This window comes from Dactylosporangium sp. McL0621 (assembly GCF_049995355.1).
GTDB lineage: Bacteria > Actinomycetota > Actinomycetes > Mycobacteriales > Micromonosporaceae > Dactylosporangium.
On sequence record NZ_CP188259.1, the window covers coordinates 11,930,055 to 11,952,012 of the forward strand.

Below are 21,958 nucleotides of genomic sequence, written 5' to 3' on the forward strand. Positions count from 1 at the left end.
GTCGCTCGGTGGCACTGTAGCGGGTACCACTCGCGCTCGTAAGTTCATGCGCATGACTCGGCGCCACTCCGCCTACTGCGTGCTGACCTGCGCGATTCTCGGCGGCTCATTCGTCGTGAGCCGCTCGATCGTCGGCTATCCGATCCTCACCGGCCAGGCTCTCCGCTACGCGCTGGCCGCGCTCGCCCTGTTCGCGCTGGTCCGGCGCGCGAGGGAACGGATTCACCCGACCGGGCGAGAGCTCGTCCGGCTCGCGCTGGTCGCGGCGACCGGGCTGGTCGCGTTCAACATCCTGCTGCTGTACGCGCTGCGGCACGCCGACCCGGCCGTCATCGCCACCATCGTCGGCGTCAGCCCGCTGCTGCTGGCGCTGCTCGGCCCGCTGCAGGAGGGCCGCCGCCCCGCCCCGCGCCTGCTCGGGGCCGCGGCCCTGGTCGTCGGCGGCGCGGCGCTGGTCTCCGGCTTCGGCGCGCACGACGCCGCCGGGCTCGTCGCCGCGGCCGGCGTACTCGGCTGCGAGGCGGCCTTCTCGCTGCTGGCCGCGCCGCTGCTGCCCCGGCTGGGGCCCGTGCGCGTCTCGGCCTGGAGCACGGCTCTGGCGGTACCACTGCTGCTGTTGCTGTTGCCCTTCGCCGGCGAGCGGCCGCGTCTTCCGGACCCGTCGGAGGCGGCCGCGCTGGCGTTCCTCGGGCTGGTGCTGACCGTTGTCGCATTCGTGTGCTGGTACACCGGCGTCGCCGGGCTCGGCGTCGACCGCGCGGGCGTCTTCGTCGGCCTCGTGCCGGTGTTCGCCCTGCTCACCACGGCCGTGGTCGACCGCGCGCTCCCGAGCGTGCCGAAGGTCCTCGGCGTGCTGCTGGTGGGGCTCGGCCTCCTGGCGGCGTCCCTGCGTTCAGCGCCGCGCGACGGGCGTTCAGCGCCGCGTGTTAAGCAAGATGGATGGAACGCACCGCGCTCGTCCTCGGCGCCGGCGGCATCACCGGCGTCGCCTGGCAACTCGGCATCCTCATCGGCCTGCACGACCGGGGCATCGACCTCGGCCGCGCCGACCTGATCCTCGGCACCTCCGCCGGGGCCATGACCGGGGCCCTGGTCGCCGCGTTCGGCGACCCGCGCACCGCCGCGGCGATCGAGGCCCCGCTCGGCCCCGGCGACCCGCCGATCGTCGCCGACTGGAACCGCGGCGCCGTCGCGTTCCAGCTGCTGCAGGACGCCTCGCTGGAGCCGGCCGAGATGCGCCGGCGGATCGGCGCGATCGCGCTGGAGGCCGAGGTCGGGCCGCCCGGCCCCTGGCTGGCCGCGTTCGGGCGGCGGCTGCCGATCGAGCAGTGGCCCGACCGGCTCACCGTCACCGCGGTGGACGCCGCCACCGGAGAGCCCGTCGCCTGGGATGCCGATTCGGGTGTACCGCTGGTGCCCGCCGTGGCCGCCAGCTGCGCGGTGCCGTGCATCTTCCCGCCCGTCCCCGTCGACGGCTCGCGCTTCATGGACGGCGGCGTGCGCTCGCGGACCAACGCCGACCTGGCCGCCGGCTACGACCGGGTCTACGTGCTCGCGCCCCGCATGCCGCTGCTGCAGCGCGAGGCGCTCGACCCGGCGTTCACGCTCATCGAGCCCGACGACGCGGCGACGGCGGCGATCGGCGGCAACGTCTTCGACGCCGGGCGCTGGATCCCCGTGCTGGCCGCGGCCGAGCGTCAGGGCCGCGAGGCGGTCATCGGCTTGTAGTACGCGTCCTGGGCGAGCGAGGAGCGGAAGGCACTGAGCACGTCCGGGTCGTCCGAGACCATGTACTGGTTCGTCGGGCCCTTGTTCTCCGTCGGGTCGGACTCGAAGTAGAGCACCGCGCGGATCTGCGGGTTCGCCTTGAACGTGGCCGAGGCGTCCTGCAGCCACGCGGCCCGCTGGGCGCTGCCCCGGCTGCGGGCGATGCCGAACTCGCCGATCATCACCGGCTTGCTCGGGTGCTGGGCGCAGAACTCGAGGAACGGGCGCATGAAGGCGCCGATGGTGCCGTACTTCGTGCCCGCGTACACGTCCACGCAGGTCCAGTCGACCTGGTCGTCGCCGGGGTAGAAGCTCGCCGCGGTGCCGTTCTGGAAGCCCTCGGCCGTCGGGTACCACACCCACGAGGCGTTCGTCGCGCGCTCCTGGGTGAAGATGTTGCGCACGTACTTCCACGCGGCGATGTAGTCCGCGCCCGACCACATCTGGGCGCGCAGGTTGGGGCGGTCCATCTCCCAGCGGTACCGCAGCAGCACCGGGTGGCCGAACGCCTTGAGCTCGCGGGCCCGCTGCCGGATGAGGTCGTCGTAGCGGCCCATCGTGATGAGCCGGTTGTCGCCGCCGGCCCACGACTGCATCATCGTGCTGCCGCGGGCCGCGAAGCGGCGGTCGGAGTCGGTGTTGAAGTCCTCGTCGAAGGGCGGTACGTGTTGACGATCGCCATCTTGCGCCCGAGCGTCTTCTCCCAGGCGGTCATCGCCACGACCCGGCCGGACTCGGTCAGGCTGCCGGGCCGCACCCACGCGCCGAGGTACGAGCCCTGTTCCGGCGGCCCGACCGGGCAGCACGTCGGTGAACGCGGCCGCGGGCAGGAACAGCGCCAGCGCCCGGGCCAGGTCGGGCCGGCCCGGCAGCAGGTCGGCGGCGAACCACAGCCCGGCCGCCAGGCACACCGCGGCGACCGCCACCGGCAGCATCGCCACGCGCAGGCACTCGCCGAAGCGGGACAGGTCGCCGACCGCGCGCATCCGGGCCGGCCAATACACCAGCGACGTCTGTACCCCGCGCTTGGCCACGGTCACGCCGAGGCCGAACGTCGCCGTGGCCGCGAAGAACGCGCCCGCCGCGTGGGGGTCGAGCGCCCGCGCGGCGAGCCAGGTGACCCCGACGCCGGCCAGCCCGGTGCAGACCGTGCCGGCCAGGTTGGCGATCCCGCCGCGGGCCGCGCCGCGCAGCATCCCGCCCGGTGACTCGGTCGCCGGGCGTTCCAGCGTGCTGGTCACTTCCGCATCCAGCTCGGCCGATGTCCCAGGAAGTCGGCGAGGCGCTCGTCGCGAGCGGGTCGGCGAGCAGCTTGTCGCGCTCGCCCGCGAGCCGCTCCTGCTCCAGCTCCAGGGCGCGGCCGAACTCGACCTCGGGCTCGAAGCCGCGGGCGACCTCGTGGGCGTGCTGGGAGTACGCGCGCTCGACCGGGTCGCGCACGAGCACGACCAGGCGCACGCCGGGCAGGTCGGCGGCGATCCGGGTCAGCGCGTGCGGGTGGTACATGTAGTACGGGCTGGACTCGAACGTCTGCGCGGGCACGCCGAACTCGGCGCGCACCCGCTCGGCCCGCCGCTGCAGCGGGAAGTGGCCGTGGTACCAGCGCAGCCCGTGGTGGTAGCCGACGTCGAAGTAGTGCACGCCCTTGTGCAGGACCGCCTTGATGACCGCGGGGTGCGCGGCCAGTGCCCGGTAGAGCGAGGTGGTGCCGCAGCGCTGCCCGCCGCAGATGAGGAACTGCGGCAGCATCCGCCGCCCGGCGGTGAGCTGGCCGCAGCCGGGGCTTGCGCGCGTTGGGGATGACGAGGTACTCCACGGGCCGCTCGCCACGGCCCGGGTACAGCAGGGCCAGCACTTCGTCGATGTACTGGGCGCGCAGCTCTTCGTCGTCGGCCTGCAGCGCGGCGGGCGCGGTCTTCATCGGACTCATGGCTGGCTGAAACCCCTCTGCTGGTTGCGCCACAGGACGGCGTACGCCAGGAACGTCAGGGCCAGCGGGGTGACCAGGGCGTTGTACCAGAGCATCGCCGCGAAGCCGGACATGACCGCGGCGCCGGTCGTGGTGAGCAGCTGGTTGAGCTGGCCGGCGAGGGTGTTGATCTGCGCGGTGGCGGTGCTGCGCTGGCTCTCGAGGTTGGGCCGGTTGGGGTCGGTCTGCTTGAGCGTGGCGAGCTTGTTGTTGATCTGCGTCAGCCCGGTGTTGAGCTGGTTGATCTTGTCGTTGAGGATCGCGATGCGGCCGGCGACGTCGGCCTTGGCCGACTCCTCGCGGTTGCGCAGGTACGCCTCGGCGAACGCGTGCGAGCCGGCCTGGGCCTGCTCCGCGGTGCTCGCCGAGAACGTGATCACGAGGAAGGTCGTGTTCGGCGGCACCTCGACGCGCACCCGGGCGGCGAGCGTGTCGGGCGGCGTGGTGGAGCGCATGAGGGCCGCGGCGTCGGTGGCGACCGTGGTGCTGGCGACGAGCTGGGCCTCGTTGTCGAGGTTGATGTCGCCCTTGGTGCGCCCGCTTGTCGAGTTCGCATCCTGCCCGTTGCCGATCGGCGAGACGAGCACGGACGTGGCCGACTCGAACACCTTGGTCTGCATCGATGTGAACTGCATCGCACCGGCCAGCCCGACCAGGACAAACACCAGCACCAGCCACCAATGGCGCCGGGCCATGCCGAGCAGATCGACGCCGGAAGGGTCGGTTGCGGCTTCGGCGGAGTGCAGGCGGTTGGCGTCCATTGAGCGGCGGCCCCTTCGGCGTCAGGTTCTCCAGCCTCTAACGCCGTGACCGCTGTGTTCGTAATGGGCGTTTCGCCCGGGTCACCCTACGGAATCGGGCGCGGGTCGAGCCAGCCGTTGCTGCCGAGGTACCGCAGGACCGTCGTCACGGCCTCGCCCTGGGACAGGTTCGTCGTGTCGATCTTGAGCTCGGCGTCGAGGGGCTCCTCGTACGGGTCGTCGATGCCCGTCATGCCCTTGATGATCCCGGCCCGCGCCTTGGCGTAGAGGCCCTTGCGGTCCCGCCGCTCGCACTCGGCCAGCGGGGTCGCGACGTGGACCAGCACGAAGCCCGCACCCGTGTTGTGCGCGAACTGCCGCGCGGCCGCGCGGGCGTCGCGGTACGGCGCGATCGGGCAGCAGATGGCCACGCCGCCGTGGCGGGCCGTCTCCGCGGCCACCCAGCCGATGCGGCGGATGTTCGTGTCGCGGTCCTCGGCGCTGAAGCCCAGCCCGGCGGAGAGGTGGCGGCGGACGATGTCGCCGTCCAGCAGCGTGATCGTGCGCTCGCCGGTCTCCAGCAGCACGTCGGCCAGGCCCGTGGCCATCGTGGACTTGCCGCTGCCGGAGAGGCCGGTGAAGAAGACGACGAGGCCGCGCTGGCGGCGGGGCGGGCGGGCCCGGGCCAGCTCGCGGGCCACGGCCGGCGGGGTGTGCCACTCCGGCAGGATGGTGCCGCGGTCGAGGTGGTCGTCGATCTCGGCGAAGGTCAGCGGCAGGCGGCGGTGGCGGGGCGGGATGTCGTCCAGGGAGCGCCACTGGCCGTCGCGGCCGTCGTAGGCCAGCTCGCGCGGCACCAGCACGCGCAGGCCGCCGCCGGAGAGCATCGACTCGCTGGAGGCCAGCAGGTGGGTCACGCCGTAGGCGGCCGCGACCCGGGTGCGCAGCATCGCGTCGCGGATGTCGTCGCCGTCGTGGTTGGGCAGCGGCAGGGCCACGATCGTGGAGGCCGGCATGCGGTCGCGGGCGGCCAGCACGCAGCGCACCAGCGCCTCCGGGGCCAGGCCGTCGGGGCCGGTGCCGTCGATCGGGACGAGCACCACGAGGTGCGCGGCCAGGGTGCGGGCGGCGCGCGCGATCTGGGCCAGCTGCGGGCGGTGCAGCGGCCGGTCGGCGATGACCCCGAGGATCCGGCCGGACGGGAGGGTTCCGCGCACCTCCGCGGGGGTACGGCGCATCCGCCGGAACGCCCCGTGCCCGCCGTCGCCGAGGCGCCGGACGCGGCCGGCCACGCCGACCGTGGTCTTGCGGGCCGGGTAGATCTCGGTCGCGTCCAGGGCCGCGACCGGGGCGCCCTCGAGGTCGGCGAGGATCAGCACCCGCTTGCGCGGGTCGGCCACCTCGAGCTGCTCGGCGACGGCGCGGGGCAGCTCGAGGGTGACCGGCACGGGCCAGGCAGTGCCGTCGGCGAGGCGGCCGGCGCGGCGCAGCGCGATGAGGTCCGCCGAGCCGAGGAACCCGGTCAGGGGCGCGTACGCCCCCGACACCAGCAGCTCCAGGTCGGCGAGCTCGGACGGTTTCGGCGTGTAGGTCGGCGCGTCGCGCAGCACGTCATCCGGCAGGGTCCAACTATTCGGGCCCGAACCATCTGGGTCCGAACCATCCGGGCCCGACCCATCGACACCCCAGCCGTTCACAGACACCTCGCAAGCCTGCCATAGAAGCGACTCCGGGGCTCAGCCGGTGTTGCGCATGCCCGCCGCGATGCCGTTGATCGTGGTGAGCAGCGCGCGCTCCAGGGCCGGGTCGGGCGACGAGCGGCGGCCGGTGGGCCAGTTGCCGCTGTCGGCCGACTTGCTGTCGCGGTACTGCCCCAGCAGCGTCACCTGCAGGTGGTGCAGCGGCTGGAGGTAGCTGTCGCGGACCCCGAGCGTGCGCTGCAGGACCGGCTGGCGGTCGAGCAGCTTCGGCTCGCCGGTGATCGCCAGCACCTCGGCGACCGTCTGCTCGTACTCGGCGCTGATCACCTCGAAGATCGGGCGCAGCGGGGCGGGCACGAGCGTGTCGACGTACCGGGAGGCGATCTCCAGGTCGGTCTTGACCAGCATCATCTCCACATTGGACAGGAACGTGGCGAAGAAGTGCCACTTCTCGTGCATCTCGCGCAGCACGTCGCCGAGGCCGGCCTCGCGGGCCGCCTTGAGGCCGCGGCCCACGCCGAACCAGCCCGGCACGATCTGGCGCGACTGCGTCCAGCCGAACACCCACGGGATGGCCCGCAGGCCGGACAGGCCCGCGTCGGCGTTGGGGCGCTTGGCCGGCCGCGAGCCGATGTTCAGCGCGCCCAGCAGCTCGGTCGGGGTGGCCGCCCAGAAGTACGCCGGCAGGTCCGGGTTCTCCACCAGCGCCCGGTACTCGGCGAAGGCGGCGGAGGACACGGTCTCCATCGCCGAGTCCCAGCGGGCCAGCGCGTCGGCGGGCTGGCGGGGCTCGGTGTGCAGCAGCGCGCTCTGCAGCACCGCGGCCAGCGTCAGCTCGAGGTTCTCGCGGGCCAGGGAGGGCAGCGTGTACTTGTCCGAGATGACCTCGCCCTGCTCGGTCACCTTGATCGCGCCGTCCAGCGTGCCCCACGGCTGGGCCAGGATCGCCTCGTGGGTCGGGCCGCCGCCGCGCCCGACGGTGCCGCCCCGGCCGTGGAACAGCCGCAGGCGCACCCCGTGGCGGGCCGCGACGTCGCGCAGCTGCCGCTGGGCCTTGTGGATCATCCACTGCGAGGTCGTGATGCCGGCGTCCTTGTTGGAGTCGCTGTAGCCGAGCATGACCTCCTGCACGTCGCCGCGGGCGCGCACGATCGCGCGGTACACCGGGATCGACAGCAGCTCGTCGAGCATCTCCCCGGCCATCTCCAGCTCGCGGGCCTGCTCCAGCAGCGGGGCGAAGCCGACGCGGGCCCGGGCCGACTCGATCGAGGCGCCGCCGAAGCCGGCCCCGGCGCTCACCTCGACCAGGCCCCACTCGCGGGCCAGGACCACGGCGGCGAGGACGTCGTCGATGCCCTGGGTCATCGAGATGATGTACGTCTCCACGACCTCCGGCCCGAAGCGCTCCTGCACCTCGCGGATCGCGGCGAACACGTCGAACGTCTTGCGCGCCGAGTCGGTCAGCCCGGTGTCGCGGGTGGCCAGCGGGCGGCGGCCGTTGAGCTCGTCGACGAGCAGCTGGCGGCGGGAGTCGCGGGACAGCGAGGCGTAGTCGACCTCGCCGACGCGGCGGTACAGCTGGGCCAGCACCTCGTGGTGGGCGTCGGCGTGCTCGCGCACGTCCAGCGTGGCCAGCTGCAGCCCGAACGCCGAGAGGGTGCGGATCGCCGAGGCGAGCTTGCCGGTCGCGGCGAGCTGGCCGCCGTTGCGGGCCAGCGACGCGCGCATGAGCTCGAGGTCGGCGATGAGCCCGCCCGTGCCGAGGTAGTCGCGTCCGGGCTTGTGCGGCGTGCCCGTGGCCAGGCGCTGCCGGGTGTGCTCGAGCTTCAGGCGGATGCAGCGCAGCTTGAGGCGGTACGACTCCTCCATGTTGACCCGGCGGTAGCGGGCCGGCAGCTCGGGGAGGTTGTCGAGGTCGGCCGCGAGGCTCGCGGAGAGGTCCAGCGAGACGCCGCGCAGCCGCTTGGAGACCGAGACCTCGTCGATGAGCGTGTCGATGACGCCCTCAGCCATCCGGATGCCGTACTCGTGCTGGATGAGCAGCACGTCGCGGGTCACCGCCGGGGTGACGAACGGGTTGCCGTCGCGGTCGCCGCCGATCCACGAGCCGAAGGTGAGCGGGCGGGCGGTCGGCGGCAGCTGTACCCCGAGGTCGCGCAGCGTCTCGTAGAGGTCGTCGAGCACCTGCGGGGCCGCGCCCTCGGCCAGGTCGGCGAGGTAGTACACCGCGTTGCGGGCCTCGTCGCTGGGCTCCGGCCGCTCCAGGCGCAGCTCGTCGGTCTGCCACAGCAGGTCGAGCAGCTCGGCCAGGCGCCGGTCGGTGCGCGCGGTGCGGGTCTTGTCCGGCTCCAGCGAGCCGTCCAGCGCGGTGGCCACGGCCTCGGCGTCGAGCTCGTCGCCGACGGCACGCAGCTTGGTCAGCACCGAGCGGCGGGAGGCCTCGGTCGGGTGCGCGGTGAAGACCGGGCGCACGGCGAGCTTCGAGGCGATCTGGCCGATCTCGCGCACGCCCACGCCGCGGTCGGCGATGAGCTTCGCGGCGCGCTCGAGCCAGCCGCCCTCGCGGACGCGGATCCGGCGCAGCTCGCGCGAGCGGTGGACCTGCTCGGTGATGTTGGCGAGGTGGAAGTACGTCGAGAAGGCCCGCGCCAGCTGGGTGCCGGTGACCACGTCGAGCCCGTGCAGCCGCTCGGCGGCCGCCTCCGGGTCGGAGCGCACCAGCGCGCGCACCTCCTCGACGAGGTCGAGGAGCTGCTGGCCGTCCTGGCGCACGAGGCTCTGGCCGAGCAGCGAGCCGAGCCGGCGGATATCGGCGCGCAGAGCGGCGTCAGCGGCGTCGTCGGACATGTGTCCCCTCCAAGTTGCGGTCAGCTCGGGCGGGGGACGGCGCTGTCCGATTTCTTCGGCATCGTATCGGCTCCGTCCGCGGCCCGTGGCGTTCCGGTGAGCCATGTCTCGGTTTCTGTCATACCCTCCGGATACGCTTGAACCCGCATCGACCACCCCCGCCCGCATCTGGGCGCGGGGCTCTTTGCCGTGCAGCTGTTGGTCCTTTTCTGAGACATTGGGTGCAAATCACCATGAAGCTCGCCGGTCTCACCGCCGCCGCCCTCGCCGACCCCGCTCTCGCCCGGGCGCGTGACCTCGCCCGCGCCGGGCACACCGACCAGGTCGACCTGACCGGGCCGCCGGCCGTGCGCGCGTTCCTCGCCGCCACGATCGCCGCCGAGCGCCCGCTGCTGGCCGTCACCGCGACCGGCCGGGAGGCCGAGGACCTCGCCGCGGCCCTGGCCTGCCTGCTGGAGCCGGACGCGGTCGCCGTCTACCCGGCCTGGGAGACGCTGCCGCACGAGCGGCTCTCCCCGCGCTCCGACACGGTCGGGCGGCGGCTGTCGGTGCTGCGCCGGCTGGCCCACCCGACCGCGGAGGCGCCCCGGCCCCGGGTCGTTGTCGCACCGGTCCGCTCGGTGCTCCAGCCGCAGCTCAAGGGGCTGGGCGACCTGGAGCCGATCGAGCTGCACCCGGGCGGATCGGCCGACCTCGACGCGCTCACGGTGCGGCTGGCCGAGCTGGCCTATGCGCGCGTCGACCTGGTCACCAAGCGCGGCGAGTTCGCCGTGCGCGGCGGCATCCTCGACGTCTTCCCGCCGACCGAGGAGCACCCGCTGCGGGTGGAGTTCTGGGGCGACGAGGTCGAGGAGATCCGCTCCTTCGCCGTCGCCGACCAGCGCACCATCGAGAAGGCCGACCGGCTGTGGGCCCCGCCGTGCCGGGAGCTGCTGCTCACCGACGAGGTGCGGGCCCGGGCCGCGGCCCTGTCCACCGACCACCCGCAGCTGGCCGAGATGCTCGACAAGCTCGCCGGAGGCATCCCCGTCGAGGGCATGGAGTCGCTGGCCCCGGCCCTGCTCGGCGACACCGGGGCGCTCGAGCTCGTGCTGCACTGCATGCCCGCGGGCACCCACGTGCTGCTGTGCGACCCGGAGCGCATCCGCACCCGCGCCCACGACCTGGTCCGCACCAGCGACGAGTTCCTGGAGGCCAGCTGGGCCGCGGCGGCGGTCGGCGGCAAGGCCCCGATCGACCTCGGCGCGGCGGCCTTCCGCCACCTGGGCGACGTCCGCACGGCGGCCGCCTCGCTCGGGCAGCCCTGGTGGTCGCTCAGCCCGTTCGCCGCCACGCCCGACTCGGCGCGGCCGGTCGAGCCCTGGGAGGAGCCGGCGCCGGTCACCACCGTCTCCGACGACGCCGTCTCGATCACCCTCGCCGCGCAGGCCGTGCCGCTCTACCACGGGGAGACCTCCCGGGTCGTCGACGACCTCAAGCGGCTGACCGGCGACGGCTGGCGGGTCGCGATCGTCTTCGAGGGCTCCGGGCCGGCCCAGCGCGCGGCCGAGGTGCTGCGCGGCTCCGACCTCGGGGTCTCCCTCGCCTGGGAGGGGATCGCGGCCGAGCCCGCGGCCGGGCTGGTCACGGTGACCACGGGCTCGCTCGAGCTCGGCTTCCTCGACGCCGACGCCAAGCTCGCGGTGATCACCGGCACCGACATCTCCGGCGGCCGGGGCGCGTCCACCAAGGACATGCGCAAGATGCCCAGCCGGCGGCGCAACCAGATCGACCCGCTGGAGCTGCGCGCCGGCGACTTCGTGGTGCACGAGCAGCACGGCATCGGCCGCTACGTGGAGATGGTCCAGCGCACGGTGAACGGGGCCGACCGGGAGTACCTCGTCATCGAGTACGCGCCGTCCAAGCGCGGCCAGCCCGGCGACCGGCTCTTCGTGCCGACCGACCAGCTCGACCAGCTCTCCCGCTACGTCGGCGGCGAGGCGCCCACGCTGCACAAGATGGGCGGCTCGGAGTGGCAGAAGGCCAAGTCGCGGGCGCGCAAGGCGGTGCGGGAGATCGCCGCGCAGCTCATCCAGCTCTATGCGGTAAGGCAGAACTCGCAGGGCCACGCGTTCGGGCCCGACACGCCGTGGCAGCGCGAGCTCGAGGACGCGTTCCCCTACCACGAGACCCCCGACCAGCTCGCCGCGATCGAGGAGGTCAAGGGCGACATGGAGAAGCCGGTACCGATGGACCGGCTCATCTGCGGCGACGTCGGCTACGGCAAGACCGAGATCGCGGTGCGGGCGGCGTTCAAGGCGGTGCAGGACGGCAAGCAGGTCGCCGTGCTCGTGCCGACCACGCTGCTGGCCCAGCAGCACTTCAACACGTTCTCGGACCGGGTCGCGCAGTTCCCGGTCGAGGTGCGGCAGCTGTCGCGGTTCCAGACGCCGACCGAGACGAAGCTGACCATGGAGAAGGTCACCGACGGCACCGTCGACATCGTCATCGGCACCCACCGGCTGCTGCAGACCGCGACCCGGTTCAAGCAGCTCGGCCTCGTGATCGTCGACGAGGAGCAGCGCTTCGGCGTTGAGCACAAGGAGTTCCTCAAGCAGCTGCGCGCCTCCGTCGACGTGCTGACCATGTCGGCCACGCCGATCCCGCGCACCCTGGAGATGGCGATCACCGGCATCCGCGAGATGTCCACGATCGCCACCCCGCCGGAGGAGCGCCACCCGGTGCTCACGTTCGTCGGCGCCCAGGACGACAAGCAGGTCTCCGCGGCCATCCACCGCGAGCTACTGCGCGACGGGCAGGTCTTCTACCTGCACAACCGGGTCGAGTCGATCGAGCGGGCGGCGCGGCGGCTGCGGGAGCTGGTGCCCGAGGCGCGGGTCGCGGTCGCGCACGGCCAGATGGGCGAGGAGGCCCTCGAGAAGATCATGGTGGGGTTCTGGGAGAAGGAGTACGACGTCCTGGTCTGCACCACGATCGTGGAGAGCGGCATCGACATCCCCAACGCCAACACCCTGATCGTCGAGCGCGCCGACCTGCTCGGCCTCGCCCAGCTGCACCAGATCCGCGGCCGGGTGGGCCGGGGCCGCGAGCGCGCCTACGCCTACTTCCTCTACCCGCCCGAAAAGCCGCTGACCGAGCACGCGCACGAGCGGCTCGCCACCATCGCGCAGCACACGGAGCTCGGCGCGGGCATGTACGTGGCGATGAAGGACCTCGAGATCCGCGGCGCGGGCAACCTGCTCGGCGGCGAGCAGTCCGGGCACATCGAGGGCGTGGGCTTCGACCTCTACGTGCGGATGGTCGGCGAGGCGGTGCAGCAGTTCAAGGGCGAGCGGCCCGAGGAGGAGGAGCCCGACGTCAAGATCGACCTGCCGGTCGACGCCCACCTGCCGCTGGAGTACATCGGGGCCGAGCGGCTCCGCCTGGAGATCTACCGCAAGATCGCCGGGGCCAAGGACGACACGGCGCTCGACGAGATCGTGGCGGAGATGCGCGACCGCTACGGTGAGCCGCCGCTGCCCGTCGCGAACCTCCTGGCCGTCGCGCGCTTCCGGTTCCTGGCCCGCGCCTACGGGCTCACGGACGTGTCGCTGCAGGGCAAGCACGTGCGGTTCGGCCCGCTGCCGCTGCCCGACTCCAAGCAGATGCGGCTCAAGCGGCTCTACCCGGAGTCGGTGTACAAGACGGCGGCCGACACGGTCTCGCTGCCCCGGCCCTCGACCCGGCGCGTCGGCGGCGAGCCGATGCGCGACACGCAGCTGCTGGAGTGGGCGGCGGAACTGCTCAAAACGGTCCTGGGCGAACCCGCGTCGCTCCGGCCCGCGGCCGGCACTGCGTGAGAAGCTCCTGCACTATGCGTGTTCGTCGCCTCGCCGGGCTGGTCGCCGTACTGCTGGCCGGCTCTGCCCTGACCGCCTGCCGCTCGCAGCCGGACGTGGCCGCGTACCTCGGCGACCGCAGGGTGACCACGGCCGAGGTCGACGCGATCGTGCAGGGCGTCAACGCCGAGGCCGACCGGCGCCTCGCCGCGTTCGCCCGGGCCCGCGCCACGGACCCGGGCACCCTCCCGCCGCCGATCGTGCGCACCACCGGCACCGAGGTCGTGTCCCTGATCGTGCTGGCCGACCTGGGCCATCGCGTCATCGCCGAGCGCGGCCTGAGCGAGCGCGCGGCGCCGGCCGACACGATCGCGGAGACCTTCGGCATGCCACCGGCCGACCCGTACGTGGTGCTGTGGGCCGACTACCTCACCGGCCTGCAGTCCGTGGCCGCCGCCGAGCAGGCCCGCCCGCTCACCGACGACGAGGCGGACCTGCTCTACGACGCGGGCGCGGCCGACCCCGACGCCGACTACGACGCCGCCGTGTACCGCTTCAAGACCCAGGTCAACCTGGCCCCGCTCTTCGGCGCGCGCCGCCGGCTCGCCGCGGCGATGGAGGGCGCGGACGTGTCGGTGAACCCGCGGTACGGCCCGGTGGTCCTGCCCGTCGTCCTCGACGGGCGGCACCTTGACGTAGGGTTCCCGGACGGGGACGGAGTACTTTTCGAGGAGGGCTGACGGCGGTGTCGGGCAGCGTGATCCTGCTGGTGACGTCACCTCGTCTGCCGGCGGGGGTGCTGACCGCGCAGGCCTGGGACCTGGTGCGCGCGCACCCGGTGCTGACGGCGGCGGAGTCTGCGCAGACCGCCGCCCTGCGCGCCGCGGGCGCTGAGGTCACCGTTCTCCCGTCTCCTCCCTCGGCCTCGGCCTCTGGCTCGCCGTTGCCGCTGCTGGATTCGCCGCTTGCTCCGGTCTCGGCTTCGCCGCGTCCTTCGGTTCTGGACTCGCTGCTTGCGGCCCTGGACGCGCACGGCACCGTGGTCTGGCTGGCCGCTCCCGACGGCGACGAGGATCTGGCCCGCGAACTGGGTCTGCGCCTGGCCCGCGAGCCCGGGCGGGCCACCCTCGAGCTGGTGTACGGCTCGTGGGACCCGGCCGGCGCGCGGCTGCTCGACGTGGTGACCGTGATGGACCGGCTCATGCACCCGCAGGCGGGCGACCCCTGGAAACGCGCCCAGACCCACGCCTCGCTGGCCCCGTTCCTGCTCGAGGAGTCCTACGAGCTCTACGACGCCATCCGCGACGAGGACGCGGACGCCGTGCGCGAGGAGCTGGGCGACGTGCTGCTGCAGGTGGTCCTGCACGCCCGCCTGGCCGAGGAGACGTCGGACTTCACGATCGACGACGTGGCCGGCGACCTCGTGGCCAAGCTGATCCGCCGCAACCCGCACGTGTTCGCGGACACCGAGGTGGGCGGCCTGGACGAGATCATCGCCAACTGGGAGCAGATCAAGAAGGCCGAGAAGTCCCGGGGCTCGGTCATGGACGGCGTGGCCCTCTCCCAGCCGGCCCTGGCCCTGGCGGCCAAGCTCCTGCAACGGGTGGCGCGCGCGGGCCTGGACGTGCCCCTCCCCCCACCGTCGACCCTGGGCGCCCGCCTGTTCGAGGCGGTGGCAACCTCGGAAGAGGACGCCGAGGCCGCCCTGCGTCAAGCGGCCTTGCACTATATGAATTCGGTACGCACGGTTGAGACGGCCTGATTACCGAGCGAATCCTTGTCGCAAGGTCGATTAGGACGGATCGGTTAAGCTAGAGGGGTAAATAGGACGGCCCGCCACCGCGGTGGAATTCGCCTCGGGCCACGTGGGGGATGTCGCAGTTTGGGCAGTGGTTTCGCGCTCTCCCTCTGGGCATTTCAGGTAGCTGTTTTCAGCAGGCAGCCGTTTTCGGGTAGCTGTATTCGGGTAGCTGTTTTTCAGGTAGCTCGCGCCTGCAGAGAGTTCGCGTCCTCAAGGGGTTCAGGCCGCCCGGGACATCACGGCCCTCAGGGCGCTCGCGGCCTCAGGGCGCTCGCGGCCTCAGGGCGCTCGCGGCCTCAGGGCATTCGGGCCTTCCGAGACTCACGCCCCCAGGCAGCGCACGCCCTCAGGTTGCGCACGCCCTCAGGTAGTTCACGCTCGGTGCGCGGGCCTACGGGGGTCAGACGGTGATGGAGGGATCGGGCCAGTAGCGCGGCGGCGAACGGGGCGTCTTCCCGCAGGTACCGCCGAGCCAGCCTTTGCGGTTCCCGGGCCAGTCGGTCCAGCCATTCGAGGCCGGCCTTCTGCAACGCCGGCCGGGCTCGCTGGATGTCGCCGGCCACGAAGTTGACGGCGGCGCCGCAGCCGAGGAACCACGTCGCGGGCAGCGCCTCCCGCAGTGACGCGATCAGGTGCTCTTGCCGGGGGAAGCCGATCCCGACGTACACCATCTGCGGTTGAGCCTTGATGACTCTCGCGCAGACGGCCCATAACAGTCGCGGGTCGCGATCGAACCCGAACGGCGGACAGTACGCGCCGGCGATGCGCAGGCCGGGGCAGTCCTCCGCCAGGCGTGCGGCCGCGCGGTGGGCGCCGTCGAGGTGGGTGCGCCCGCCCGCCAGGTGTGCGGCCGCGCCGTGAGCGCCGTCGCGCTGGGTGAACCCGCCCCCCAGGCGCGCGGCCGCACCATGAGCGCCGTCGCGCTGGGTGAACCCGCCCGCCGGGCGCGCGGCCGCGCCGTGAGCGCCGTCGCGCTGGGTGAACCCGTCCGCCAGGTGTGCGGCCGCGCCGTGGCGCTGGGTGAACCCGCCCCCCAGGCGCGCGGCCGCACGATCTGCGCCGTCGCGGTGGGTGAATCCGCCCGGCGGGCGCGCGGCCGCGCCGTCAGTGCCGTCGCGGTGGGAGAGCTCGCCTCCGGGCGGGGGGCGGGTCGGCCTCGGCCGGGGTGCCGCCCAGCACGAACACGCTGCCGCCGTGCTCGGCCAGGCCCCGCGACAAGGACCAGATCAGGTCCGAGCCGGCCACCCGCGCCGGCAACGCGCGGCCCGCGAGGCGCGCGGCCCACACGAGCGGCGCACCGTCCGCCACCACCAGGTCGGCCGCGCTGAGCTGCGCGCGCAAGGCCGCGTCGCGCGCCACCTGCCGCAGGATGTCGACGTTCGGCGTCACGATCCAGCCGCCGCGGCCCCGTTCCAGGGCGCCCAGCACTCGAGCGACGACCTCGGCCTGGGTCAGAGGGTCGATGGGCAGCCCGCCGACAGGCACTCGACGGGTGTGGGAGTAGCTGCGCAGCATCGTTCGTCCGCAATTCCTCGTTAGACCTACCAGATGCCAGCGAAACTGGCATATCTATCAAAACGACCAAGGAGGACGCTTGGTACGCGTTCTGTTCCTCGGAGGGCTCGGGCGCAGCGGCACCACGCTGCTCGAACGCCTGCTGGGGGAACTGCCCGGCGTGGTCCCGCTCGGGGAGGTCGTGCACCTCTGGGAGCGCGACATCGCCGGCGACGAGCGCTGCGCCTGCGGCGATCACTTCTCGGAGTGCGGCTTCTGGCAGGCGGTCGGCGAGAAGGCGTTCGGCGGCTGGCGCCACGTCGACGTGTGGCGGGTCCTGCCCTGCGTCACGCCGTCGAGCGCACGCGGCACATCCCGCGGCTGGCCAGCGTCCGGATGAGTCCGGCGCACCGGCTGCTCGTCGAGGAGTACGCCGACTGGTACGCCCGCCTCTACGAGGCCGCCGCGATCGTCTCCGGCGCCGACGTGCTCGTCGACTCCTCCAAGCACGCCGCGCTCGCCTACTGCCTGCGGTTCGCGCCGAGCATCGACCTGCGCGTCGTGCACATGGTCCGCGACAGCCGGGGCGTGGCCTACTCGTGGACCAAGAAGGTCGCCCGCCCGGAGACCGACAACGCGGAGGAGATGACGCGGTACTCCCCCGGCCGCTCGGCCCTGCTGTGGAACGCGCACAACGTGGCGTTCTCGGCGCTGCACCGCTGCGGGGTACCGGTGCAGCGGGTGCGGTACGAGGAACTGCTGGAGCGGCCCGGCGAGACCCTGCGCGAGCTGTCCAGGTTCATCGACATCAAGCCGGGCGACCTGCCGTTCCTGGACGACGGCACGGCCAACCTCAGCGCGTGTCACAGCGCCGCCGGCAACCCGATGCGCTTCACCGTCGGGCCGGTGCCCCTGCGCCGCGACGACGCCTGGCGCACCTCGCTGCCCGGGCGGCAGCGGCGGGTCGTGAGCGCGCTGACCGCGCCACTGCTCGGCGCGTACGGGTACCGGGGGGCCCGATGATCGCGTCCGGGCACTGGCCGAGCGTCGGCGTCATCATCCCCACCCGCGACCGGCCGGAGCTGCTGCGCCGGGCGGTGGCCGGGGTCGTCGCCCAGGACTACCCGGGCCCGGTGCGCACCATCGTGATCTTCGACCAGCACGACCCGGACGCGAGCCTGTGCCGCGGCGGCGAGCGCCCGCTCGACGTGCTGCCGAACCTGCACAAGCCCGGCCTGGCCGGCGCGCGCAACACGGGCATCGTGGCGCTCGACACCGACCTGGTCGCGTTCTGCGACGACGACGTGTGGCTGCCGACGAAGCTCCGCCGGCAGGTACACGCGCTGCAGCAGCGACCGCAGGCCGAGTTCTGCACCTCGGCGATCGAGGTGGAGTTCGGCGACCGGCTCACGCCGCGGCTGGCGGGGGCCTCGCTCGTCGGGCTGGACGACCTCGTGCGCTCGCGCATGTCGATGCTGCACTCGTCGACGTTCCTGGTGCGCCGGGCGGCGTTCGCGGCCGACGAGATGGGCCTGGTCGCCGAGGACGCGCCCGGGAGCCAGAACGAGGACTGGGACCTGCTGCTGCGCGCGGCCAAGCGCGGCGAGATCGTGCACGTCGACGATCCGCTCGTGCGCGTGCTGTGGGGGCGCACGTCGATGTTCGCGTACGAGTACGGGACCAAGATGGCCTCGCTGCGCTGGATGATGACCCGCCATCCCGAGATCGCCGCGTCCACGACCGGAGCCGGGCGCGTGTACGGCCAGCTCGCCTGCTGGTCCGCGGCGACCGGCAACCGCCGCGACGCGTGGCGCTGGACGAAGGCGGCGATGCGCTCGAACTGGCGCGAGCCGCGCGCGGCGACCGGCAACCGCCGCGACGCGTGGCGCTGGACGAAGGCGGCGATGCGCTCGAACTGGCGCGAGCCGCGCGCGGCGATCGCCCTCGCCGCGGTCACCGGCGTCGTGAAGGTCGAAAGCGTGCTCGGGGCCCTCCACCGGAGGGGCCGCGGCATCTAGGCTGCGTATCCATGCGGCTTCACGTTCGCGTACACGGGGACGGTCTTGCTGGAGTGCCGTACCTGCTGGTCCACGGGCTGTCCTCGAACGCCCGGCTGTGGGACGGGGTGGCCGAGCACCTGGTGGCCGCGGGCCATCCCGTGCACGCGGCCGACCTGCGCTCGCACGGGGAGTCGCCGAGCCCGCCGGACGGGTACGACACCGCGACCGCCGCCGACGATCTCGACCGGCTCGGCCTGCCGCCGGCGATCGTGGCCGGGCAGTCGTGGGGCGGCAACGTGGTGGTACAACTGGCGGCTCGTCATCCGGAACGGGTGCGCGCCCTGGCCCTCGTCGACGGCGGGTGGATCAACCTCGCGGCGCAGTTCTCCAGCTGGGCGGCGTGCCAGGCGCGGCTGCGGCCCCCGGACGTGAGCGGGCTGACCGCGACGCGGCTGCGCGAGCGGCTGCGGTCCGCGCACCCGGACTGGGAGCCGTGGGCGATCGAGGCGACGGTGTTCAACCTGGCCGTGCACCCCGACGACTCGCTGACCCGCCGCCTGCCCATCCCGCAGCACATGGAGATCGTGCGCAGCATGTGGGACGACCCGCCGCAGCCGTACTTCCCGCGCATCGACGTCCCCGTACTCGCGATCCCGGCCGGCTCGCACACGCCCGACCTGGCCGGCCTGCGCGACGTGAAGGTCCGGCCGTACCCGGGCGGCGACCACGACCTGCACGCCCAGCACCCCGCGTCGATCGCGGCCGACCTGCTGAGCCTCGCATGACGGGCCTCCTGGTGATCATGGGCTCGGGCGAGACCGCACCGACGATGGTCAAGCCGCACCGCGAGATCTTCCAGCGCTGCGGGGACCGACCGGCGGTGCTGCTCGACACCCCGTACGGCTTCCAGGAGAACGCCGACGACATCTCGGCCAAGGCGGTGAAGTACTTCGCCGACAGCACCGGCCGCGGCCTCTCGGTCCTCACCTGGCGCACCGCGCCCGCGCCGGGCCTGCCGCTCGAGCGCGCGCTGACGGGCCTGCGGGAGGCCGGCTGGCTGTTCGCGGGCCCGGGCAGTCCGACCTACGCCCTCCGGCAATGGGCCGAAACGCCTTTCCCATCGGTACTCGTTGAGGTGCTCGAATCCGACGGCGTCGTCTGCTTCGCCTCCGCGGCGGCGCTCACGCTCGGATCGCACACGATCCCGGTGTACGAGATCTACAAGGCCGGCACCGACCCCCACTGGGTGCCCGGGCTCGACCTGTTCCACCAGGTCACCGGCCTGCCCGCGGTGATCATCCCGCACTACGACAACGCCGAGGGCGGGCACCACGACACCCGCTACTGCTACCTCGGCGAGCGGCGCCTGGCGATGCTGGAGCCGCTGCTGCCGCCGGAGGCGTTCATCATCGGCGTCGACGAGCACACCGCGGGGCTGTTCGACCTGGCCGCGCGCACCGTCACCGTCGTGGGCAACGGCGGTCTGACCCTGCGCCGCGGCGGCAACTCGCAGCGCTGGCCGGCCGGTACGACGCTGCCCTTCTCCGTCTTCACCGGCACTGTTTTGGTTCCGGGTAACGATCTTGCCCCAACCCCGGCCCCGGCCGATCCGCCGCCGCTCACGTCGCTGGCCGCCTCGACCCAGGAGACGACGGCCCGCTTCGACGCGTGCCTGGAGGCCCGCGACCCGGACGGCTGCGTCGCCGCGGCCCTCGACCTGGAGCAGGCGCTGCAGGACTGGATCGCGGACACCGACGTCTCGGACGAGCGCGAGCAGGCCCGGGCGGCGCTGCGCGGCATGCTGGTGCGGCTCGGCTCGTTCGCCGGGCCGGATCGGTTCACGCCGCTGGTCTCGGCCCTGGTCGACCTGCGCACGGCGGCGCGGGCGGGGCGGGACTGGGCCTTGAGCGACTCGCTGCGCGACGTGCTGGCCTCGGCGAACGTGACGATTCAGGACACTCCGGCCGGGCCCTCCTGGTCGGCCGAGTAGCGGCGCTCTCGGGCTCGGTAAGTCGGCGCTTCGCGCGATGCGATAAGTCGGGCGCTCCGCGCCACGACTTATCGGACATTTCACGATTTTTGAGTATGCTCGCGGGCTCAGGGGTCGGCTCGGGTGTTGGGCCGCCCATGCAGTACGCTCGTACTGCTAAGCGAGGAATCAGCCCTCCCATGGCGGAGGAGAACCTCCCCGGGCGGGAGGGCAGCGCGAGAGGAGCGCCCGGCCGATGGCGAAGATCAAGGTAAACAACCCTGTCGTCGAGCTCGACGGCGACGAGATGACCCGGATCATCTGGAAGCAGATCCGCGAGCAGCTGATCCTGCCGTACCTCGACGTCGATCTGAAGTACTACGACCTTTCGATCGAGTACCGCGACCAGACCGACGACCAGGTCACGGTCGACGCCGCGAACGCCATCAAGCAGTACGGCGTCGGCGTCAAGTGCGCCACGATCACGCCGGACGAGGCGCGCGTGGAGGAGTTCTCGCTCAAGAAGATGTGGCGCTCCCCGAACGGCACCATCCGCAACATCCTCGGCGGCGTGGTCTTCCGCGAGCCGATCATCATGTCCAACGTGCCGCGCCTGGTCCCCGGCTGGACCAAGCCGATCATCATCGGCCGCCACGCCCACGGCGACCAGTACAAGGCGACCGACTTCGTGGTCCCCGGCCCGGGCAAGGTCACGATCACCTACACCCCGGCCGACGGCAGCGCCCCGATGGAGTTCGAGATCGCCAACTTCCCGGGCGGCGGCGTCGCCATGGGCATGTACAACTACGACGACTCGATCCGCGACTTCGCCCGCGCATCGTTCCGCTACGGCCTCGACCGCGGCTACCCGGTGTACCTGTCGACGAAGAACACGATCCTCAAGGCGTACGACGGCCGCTTCAAGGACCTCTTCGCCGAGGTCTTCGAGGCCGAGTTCAAGGACGCGTTCGCCGAGGCCGGCCTCACGTACGAGCACCGCCTCATCGACGACATGGTCGCCGCGGCCCTGAAGTGGGAGGGCGGCTTCGTGTGGGCCGCCAAGAACTACGACGGCGACGTGCAGTCCGACACCGTGGCGCAGGGCTTCGGCTCGCTGGGCCTCATGACGAGCGTCCTCATGACCCCGGACGGCAGGACCGTCGAGGCCGAGGCCGCGCACGGCACTGTCACCCGGCACTACCGCCAGTGGCAGAAGGGCGAGAAGACCTCGACGAACCCGATCGCGTCCATCTTCGCCTGGACGCGCGGCCTCGCCCACCGCGGCAAGGTCGACGGCACCCCCGAGGTCACGAACTTCGCCAACACCCTGGAGCAGGTCTGCGTCGACACCGTCGAGGGCGGCCAGATGACGAAGGACCTGGCCCTCCTGATCTCGCGTGACGCCCCCTGGCTGACCACGGACGAGTTCATGAACGCCCTGGACCAGAACCTCGCGAAGCGCCTGAGCGCCTGACGCAAAGCCCAACACCGGCCCCGCCGCCCCGAAAGGGCAGCGGGGCCGGCCCCTTTTCAGGGAGGCATCCGCCCGAGCCGAAAACAGGCTCGATCCACACCAGGCCGGTAAGCGCTTCAATGGAAAGCCAACGCCCTGACGAGCCGACATCACACCGCTCTGCGAAATCGGACGTTGGGCCCCTCGTCCGACGCCCGAGTCGAACCCGAACGCAGGACCCGGCCGAACCCCAACCCGATGGGCAAGCTGAACCGAAACTGCGGGACGCGCTTGAACTTCACCTGCAGGCGCGCTCGAACTCGCACCCGCAAGGGCGCGCTGAACCCCAAACCCAGCAGGGTGCGCGTGAGCCCGCCCCATGGGGAGCGCTGGAACTCGG

At 72.6% G+C, this 21,958-nt stretch carries 17 protein-coding genes and 1 pseudogene; 11 read left to right on the plus strand and 7 right to left on the minus strand.

Features of this window, described 5'->3' with window-relative positions; genetic code table 11:
* Positions 1 to 52 precede the first annotated feature (52 nt).
* Entirely contained in the window at positions 53 to 1,054 is a 1,002-nt protein-coding gene (locus tag ACPPVO_RS56595) for an EamA family transporter (RefSeq protein WP_426507990.1), read from the plus strand.
* A complete protein-coding gene (locus ACPPVO_RS56600) occupies positions 940 to 1,728 on the plus strand; it encodes a patatin-like phospholipase family protein (protein WP_426507992.1) in 789 nt (262 codons plus the stop codon). The genes ACPPVO_RS56595 and ACPPVO_RS56600 overlap by 115 nt, the downstream gene beginning before the upstream one ends.
* On the opposite strand, the gene ACPPVO_RS56605 is transcribed toward ACPPVO_RS56600, so the two are convergent.
* The 5 genes and pseudogenes from ACPPVO_RS56605 to ppc all read right to left on the minus strand — a co-directional run bounded on the left by ACPPVO_RS56605 (position 1,698) and on the right by ppc (position 9,023).
* Complete coding sequence (locus tag ACPPVO_RS56605; RefSeq protein ID WP_426514953.1) at positions 1,698 to 3,008, minus strand: glycoside hydrolase family 26 protein; 1,311 nt, start codon at positions 3,006 to 3,008, stop codon at positions 1,698 to 1,700. The two genes, ACPPVO_RS56600 and ACPPVO_RS56605, sit on opposite strands and share 31 nt — an antisense overlap.
* Before the next feature lie 211 nt (positions 3,009 to 3,219).
* Positions 3,220 to 3,516: pseudogene (locus tag ACPPVO_RS56610) on the minus strand (sulfotransferase domain-containing protein); the annotation flags it as partial.
* A 177-nt stretch (positions 3,517 to 3,693) separates the two neighbouring features.
* Positions 3,694 to 4,497 carry a Wzz/FepE/Etk N-terminal domain-containing protein gene (locus tag ACPPVO_RS56615; protein WP_426507993.1) on the minus strand — a complete coding sequence of 268 codons (804 nt, stop codon included), beginning with the start codon at positions 4,495 to 4,497 and terminating at the stop codon, positions 3,694 to 3,696.
* 86 nt (positions 4,498 to 4,583) lie between these two features.
* Entirely contained in the window at positions 4,584 to 6,086 is a 1,503-nt protein-coding gene (cysC, locus tag ACPPVO_RS56620) for an adenylyl-sulfate kinase (protein WP_426507995.1), read from the minus strand.
* A gap of 126 nt (positions 6,087 to 6,212) precedes the next feature.
* Positions 6,213 to 9,023: a phosphoenolpyruvate carboxylase gene (gene ppc, locus ACPPVO_RS56625; protein WP_426507996.1), complete on the minus strand. Its 2,811-nt coding sequence runs from the start codon at positions 9,021 to 9,023 to the stop codon at positions 6,213 to 6,215.
* 233 nt (positions 9,024 to 9,256) lie between these two features.
* Here ppc and mfd point away from each other — a divergent pair, with 233 nt between their 5' ends.
* The 3 genes from mfd to ACPPVO_RS56640 are packed head-to-tail and all read left to right on the plus strand — an operon-like array spanning position 9,257 to position 14,603.
* Positions 9,257 to 12,862: a transcription-repair coupling factor gene (gene mfd / locus ACPPVO_RS56630; RefSeq protein ID WP_426507998.1), complete on the plus strand. Its 3,606-nt coding sequence runs from the start codon at positions 9,257 to 9,259 to the stop codon at positions 12,860 to 12,862.
* A gap of 14 nt (positions 12,863 to 12,876) precedes the next feature.
* The gene (locus tag ACPPVO_RS56635) at positions 12,877 to 13,581 is read left to right on the plus strand and encodes a hypothetical protein (RefSeq protein WP_426508000.1); all 705 of its coding nucleotides are present in this window, start codon (positions 12,877 to 12,879) and stop codon (positions 13,579 to 13,581) included.
* Between the two features lie 5 nt (positions 13,582 to 13,586).
* Complete coding sequence (locus tag ACPPVO_RS56640; RefSeq protein ID WP_426508001.1) at positions 13,587 to 14,603, plus strand: MazG family protein; 1,017 nt, start codon at positions 13,587 to 13,589, stop codon at positions 14,601 to 14,603.
* Positions 14,604 to 14,938: 335 nt separating this feature from the next.
* Here ACPPVO_RS56640 and ACPPVO_RS56645 read toward each other — a convergent pair whose 3' ends face one another.
* Complete coding sequence (locus tag ACPPVO_RS56645) at positions 14,939 to 15,679, minus strand: WecB/TagA/CpsF family glycosyltransferase (protein WP_426514891.1); 741 nt, start codon at positions 15,677 to 15,679, stop codon at positions 14,939 to 14,941.
* A 67-nt stretch (positions 15,680 to 15,746) separates the two neighbouring features.
* Positions 15,747 to 16,127 (minus strand): WecB/TagA/CpsF family glycosyltransferase, encoded by a 381-nt coding sequence (locus tag ACPPVO_RS56650; RefSeq protein WP_426508003.1) that lies wholly within the window; start codon positions 16,125 to 16,127, stop codon positions 15,747 to 15,749.
* A 109-nt stretch (positions 16,128 to 16,236) separates the two neighbouring features.
* Between ACPPVO_RS56650 and ACPPVO_RS56655 the strand changes: the two genes are divergently transcribed.
* The 6 genes from ACPPVO_RS56655 (at position 16,237) to ACPPVO_RS56680 (ending at position 21,579) form a co-directional block, all read left to right on the plus strand.
* Positions 16,237 to 16,536, plus strand: a complete 300-nt coding sequence (locus ACPPVO_RS56655; protein WP_426508005.1) for a hypothetical protein — start codon at positions 16,237 to 16,239, stop codon at positions 16,534 to 16,536.
* The gene (locus ACPPVO_RS56660; protein ID WP_426508006.1) at positions 16,533 to 17,159 is read left to right on the plus strand and encodes a sulfotransferase; all 627 of its coding nucleotides are present in this window, start codon (positions 16,533 to 16,535) and stop codon (positions 17,157 to 17,159) included. The genes ACPPVO_RS56655 and ACPPVO_RS56660 overlap by 4 nt, the downstream gene beginning before the upstream one ends.
* Positions 17,156 to 18,154: a glycosyltransferase gene (locus ACPPVO_RS56665; RefSeq protein WP_426508007.1), complete on the plus strand. Its 999-nt coding sequence runs from the start codon at positions 17,156 to 17,158 to the stop codon at positions 18,152 to 18,154. Before ACPPVO_RS56660 ends, ACPPVO_RS56665 begins: the two co-directional genes overlap by 4 nt.
* Positions 18,155 to 18,165: 11 nt before the next feature.
* Entirely contained in the window at positions 18,166 to 18,921 is a 756-nt protein-coding gene (locus tag ACPPVO_RS56670) for an alpha/beta fold hydrolase (RefSeq protein ID WP_426508009.1), read from the plus strand.
* A complete protein-coding gene (locus tag ACPPVO_RS56675) occupies positions 18,918 to 20,126 on the plus strand; it encodes a hypothetical protein (RefSeq protein ID WP_426508011.1) in 1,209 nt (402 codons plus the stop codon). The genes ACPPVO_RS56670 and ACPPVO_RS56675 overlap by 4 nt, the downstream gene beginning before the upstream one ends.
* A 235-nt stretch (positions 20,127 to 20,361) precedes the next feature.
* Positions 20,362 to 21,579 carry an NADP-dependent isocitrate dehydrogenase gene (locus ACPPVO_RS56680; protein ID WP_426508012.1) on the plus strand — a complete coding sequence of 406 codons (1,218 nt, stop codon included), beginning with the start codon at positions 20,362 to 20,364 and terminating at the stop codon, positions 21,577 to 21,579.
* The last annotated feature ends 379 nt before the right edge of the window (positions 21,580 to 21,958 follow it).

Excerpts from the sequence above, each read along its gene's own strand:
- mfd (WP_426507998.1), top strand. The coding sequence starts at position 9,257 with ATGAAGCTCGCCGGTCTCACCGCCGCCGCCCTCGCCGACCCCGCTCTC.
- ACPPVO_RS56660 (WP_426508006.1), top strand. The coding sequence starts at position 16,533 with ATGAGTCCGGCGCACCGGCTGCTCGTCGAGGAGTACGCCGACTGGTAC.
- ACPPVO_RS56600 (WP_426507992.1), top strand. The coding sequence starts at position 940 with ATGGAACGCACCGCGCTCGTCCTCGGCGCCGGCGGCATCACCGGCGTC.
- ACPPVO_RS56665 (WP_426508007.1), top strand. The coding sequence starts at position 17,156 with ATGATCGCGTCCGGGCACTGGCCGAGCGTCGGCGTCATCATCCCCACC.
- ACPPVO_RS56680 (WP_426508012.1), top strand. The coding sequence starts at position 20,362 with ATGGCGAAGATCAAGGTAAACAACCCTGTCGTCGAGCTCGACGGCGAC.
- ACPPVO_RS56615 (WP_426507993.1), bottom strand. The coding sequence starts at position 4,497 with ATGGACGCCAACCGCCTGCACTCCGCCGAAGCCGCAACCGACCCTTCC.
- ACPPVO_RS56670 (WP_426508009.1), top strand. The coding sequence starts at position 18,166 with ATGCGGCTTCACGTTCGCGTACACGGGGACGGTCTTGCTGGAGTGCCG.
- ACPPVO_RS56675 (WP_426508011.1), top strand. The coding sequence starts at position 18,918 with ATGACGGGCCTCCTGGTGATCATGGGCTCGGGCGAGACCGCACCGACG.
- ACPPVO_RS56635 (WP_426508000.1), top strand. The coding sequence starts at position 12,877 with ATGCGTGTTCGTCGCCTCGCCGGGCTGGTCGCCGTACTGCTGGCCGGC.
- ACPPVO_RS56595 (WP_426507990.1), top strand. The coding sequence starts at position 53 with ATGACTCGGCGCCACTCCGCCTACTGCGTGCTGACCTGCGCGATTCTC.
- ppc (WP_426507996.1), bottom strand. The coding sequence starts at position 9,023 with ATGTCCGACGACGCCGCTGACGCCGCTCTGCGCGCCGATATCCGCCGG.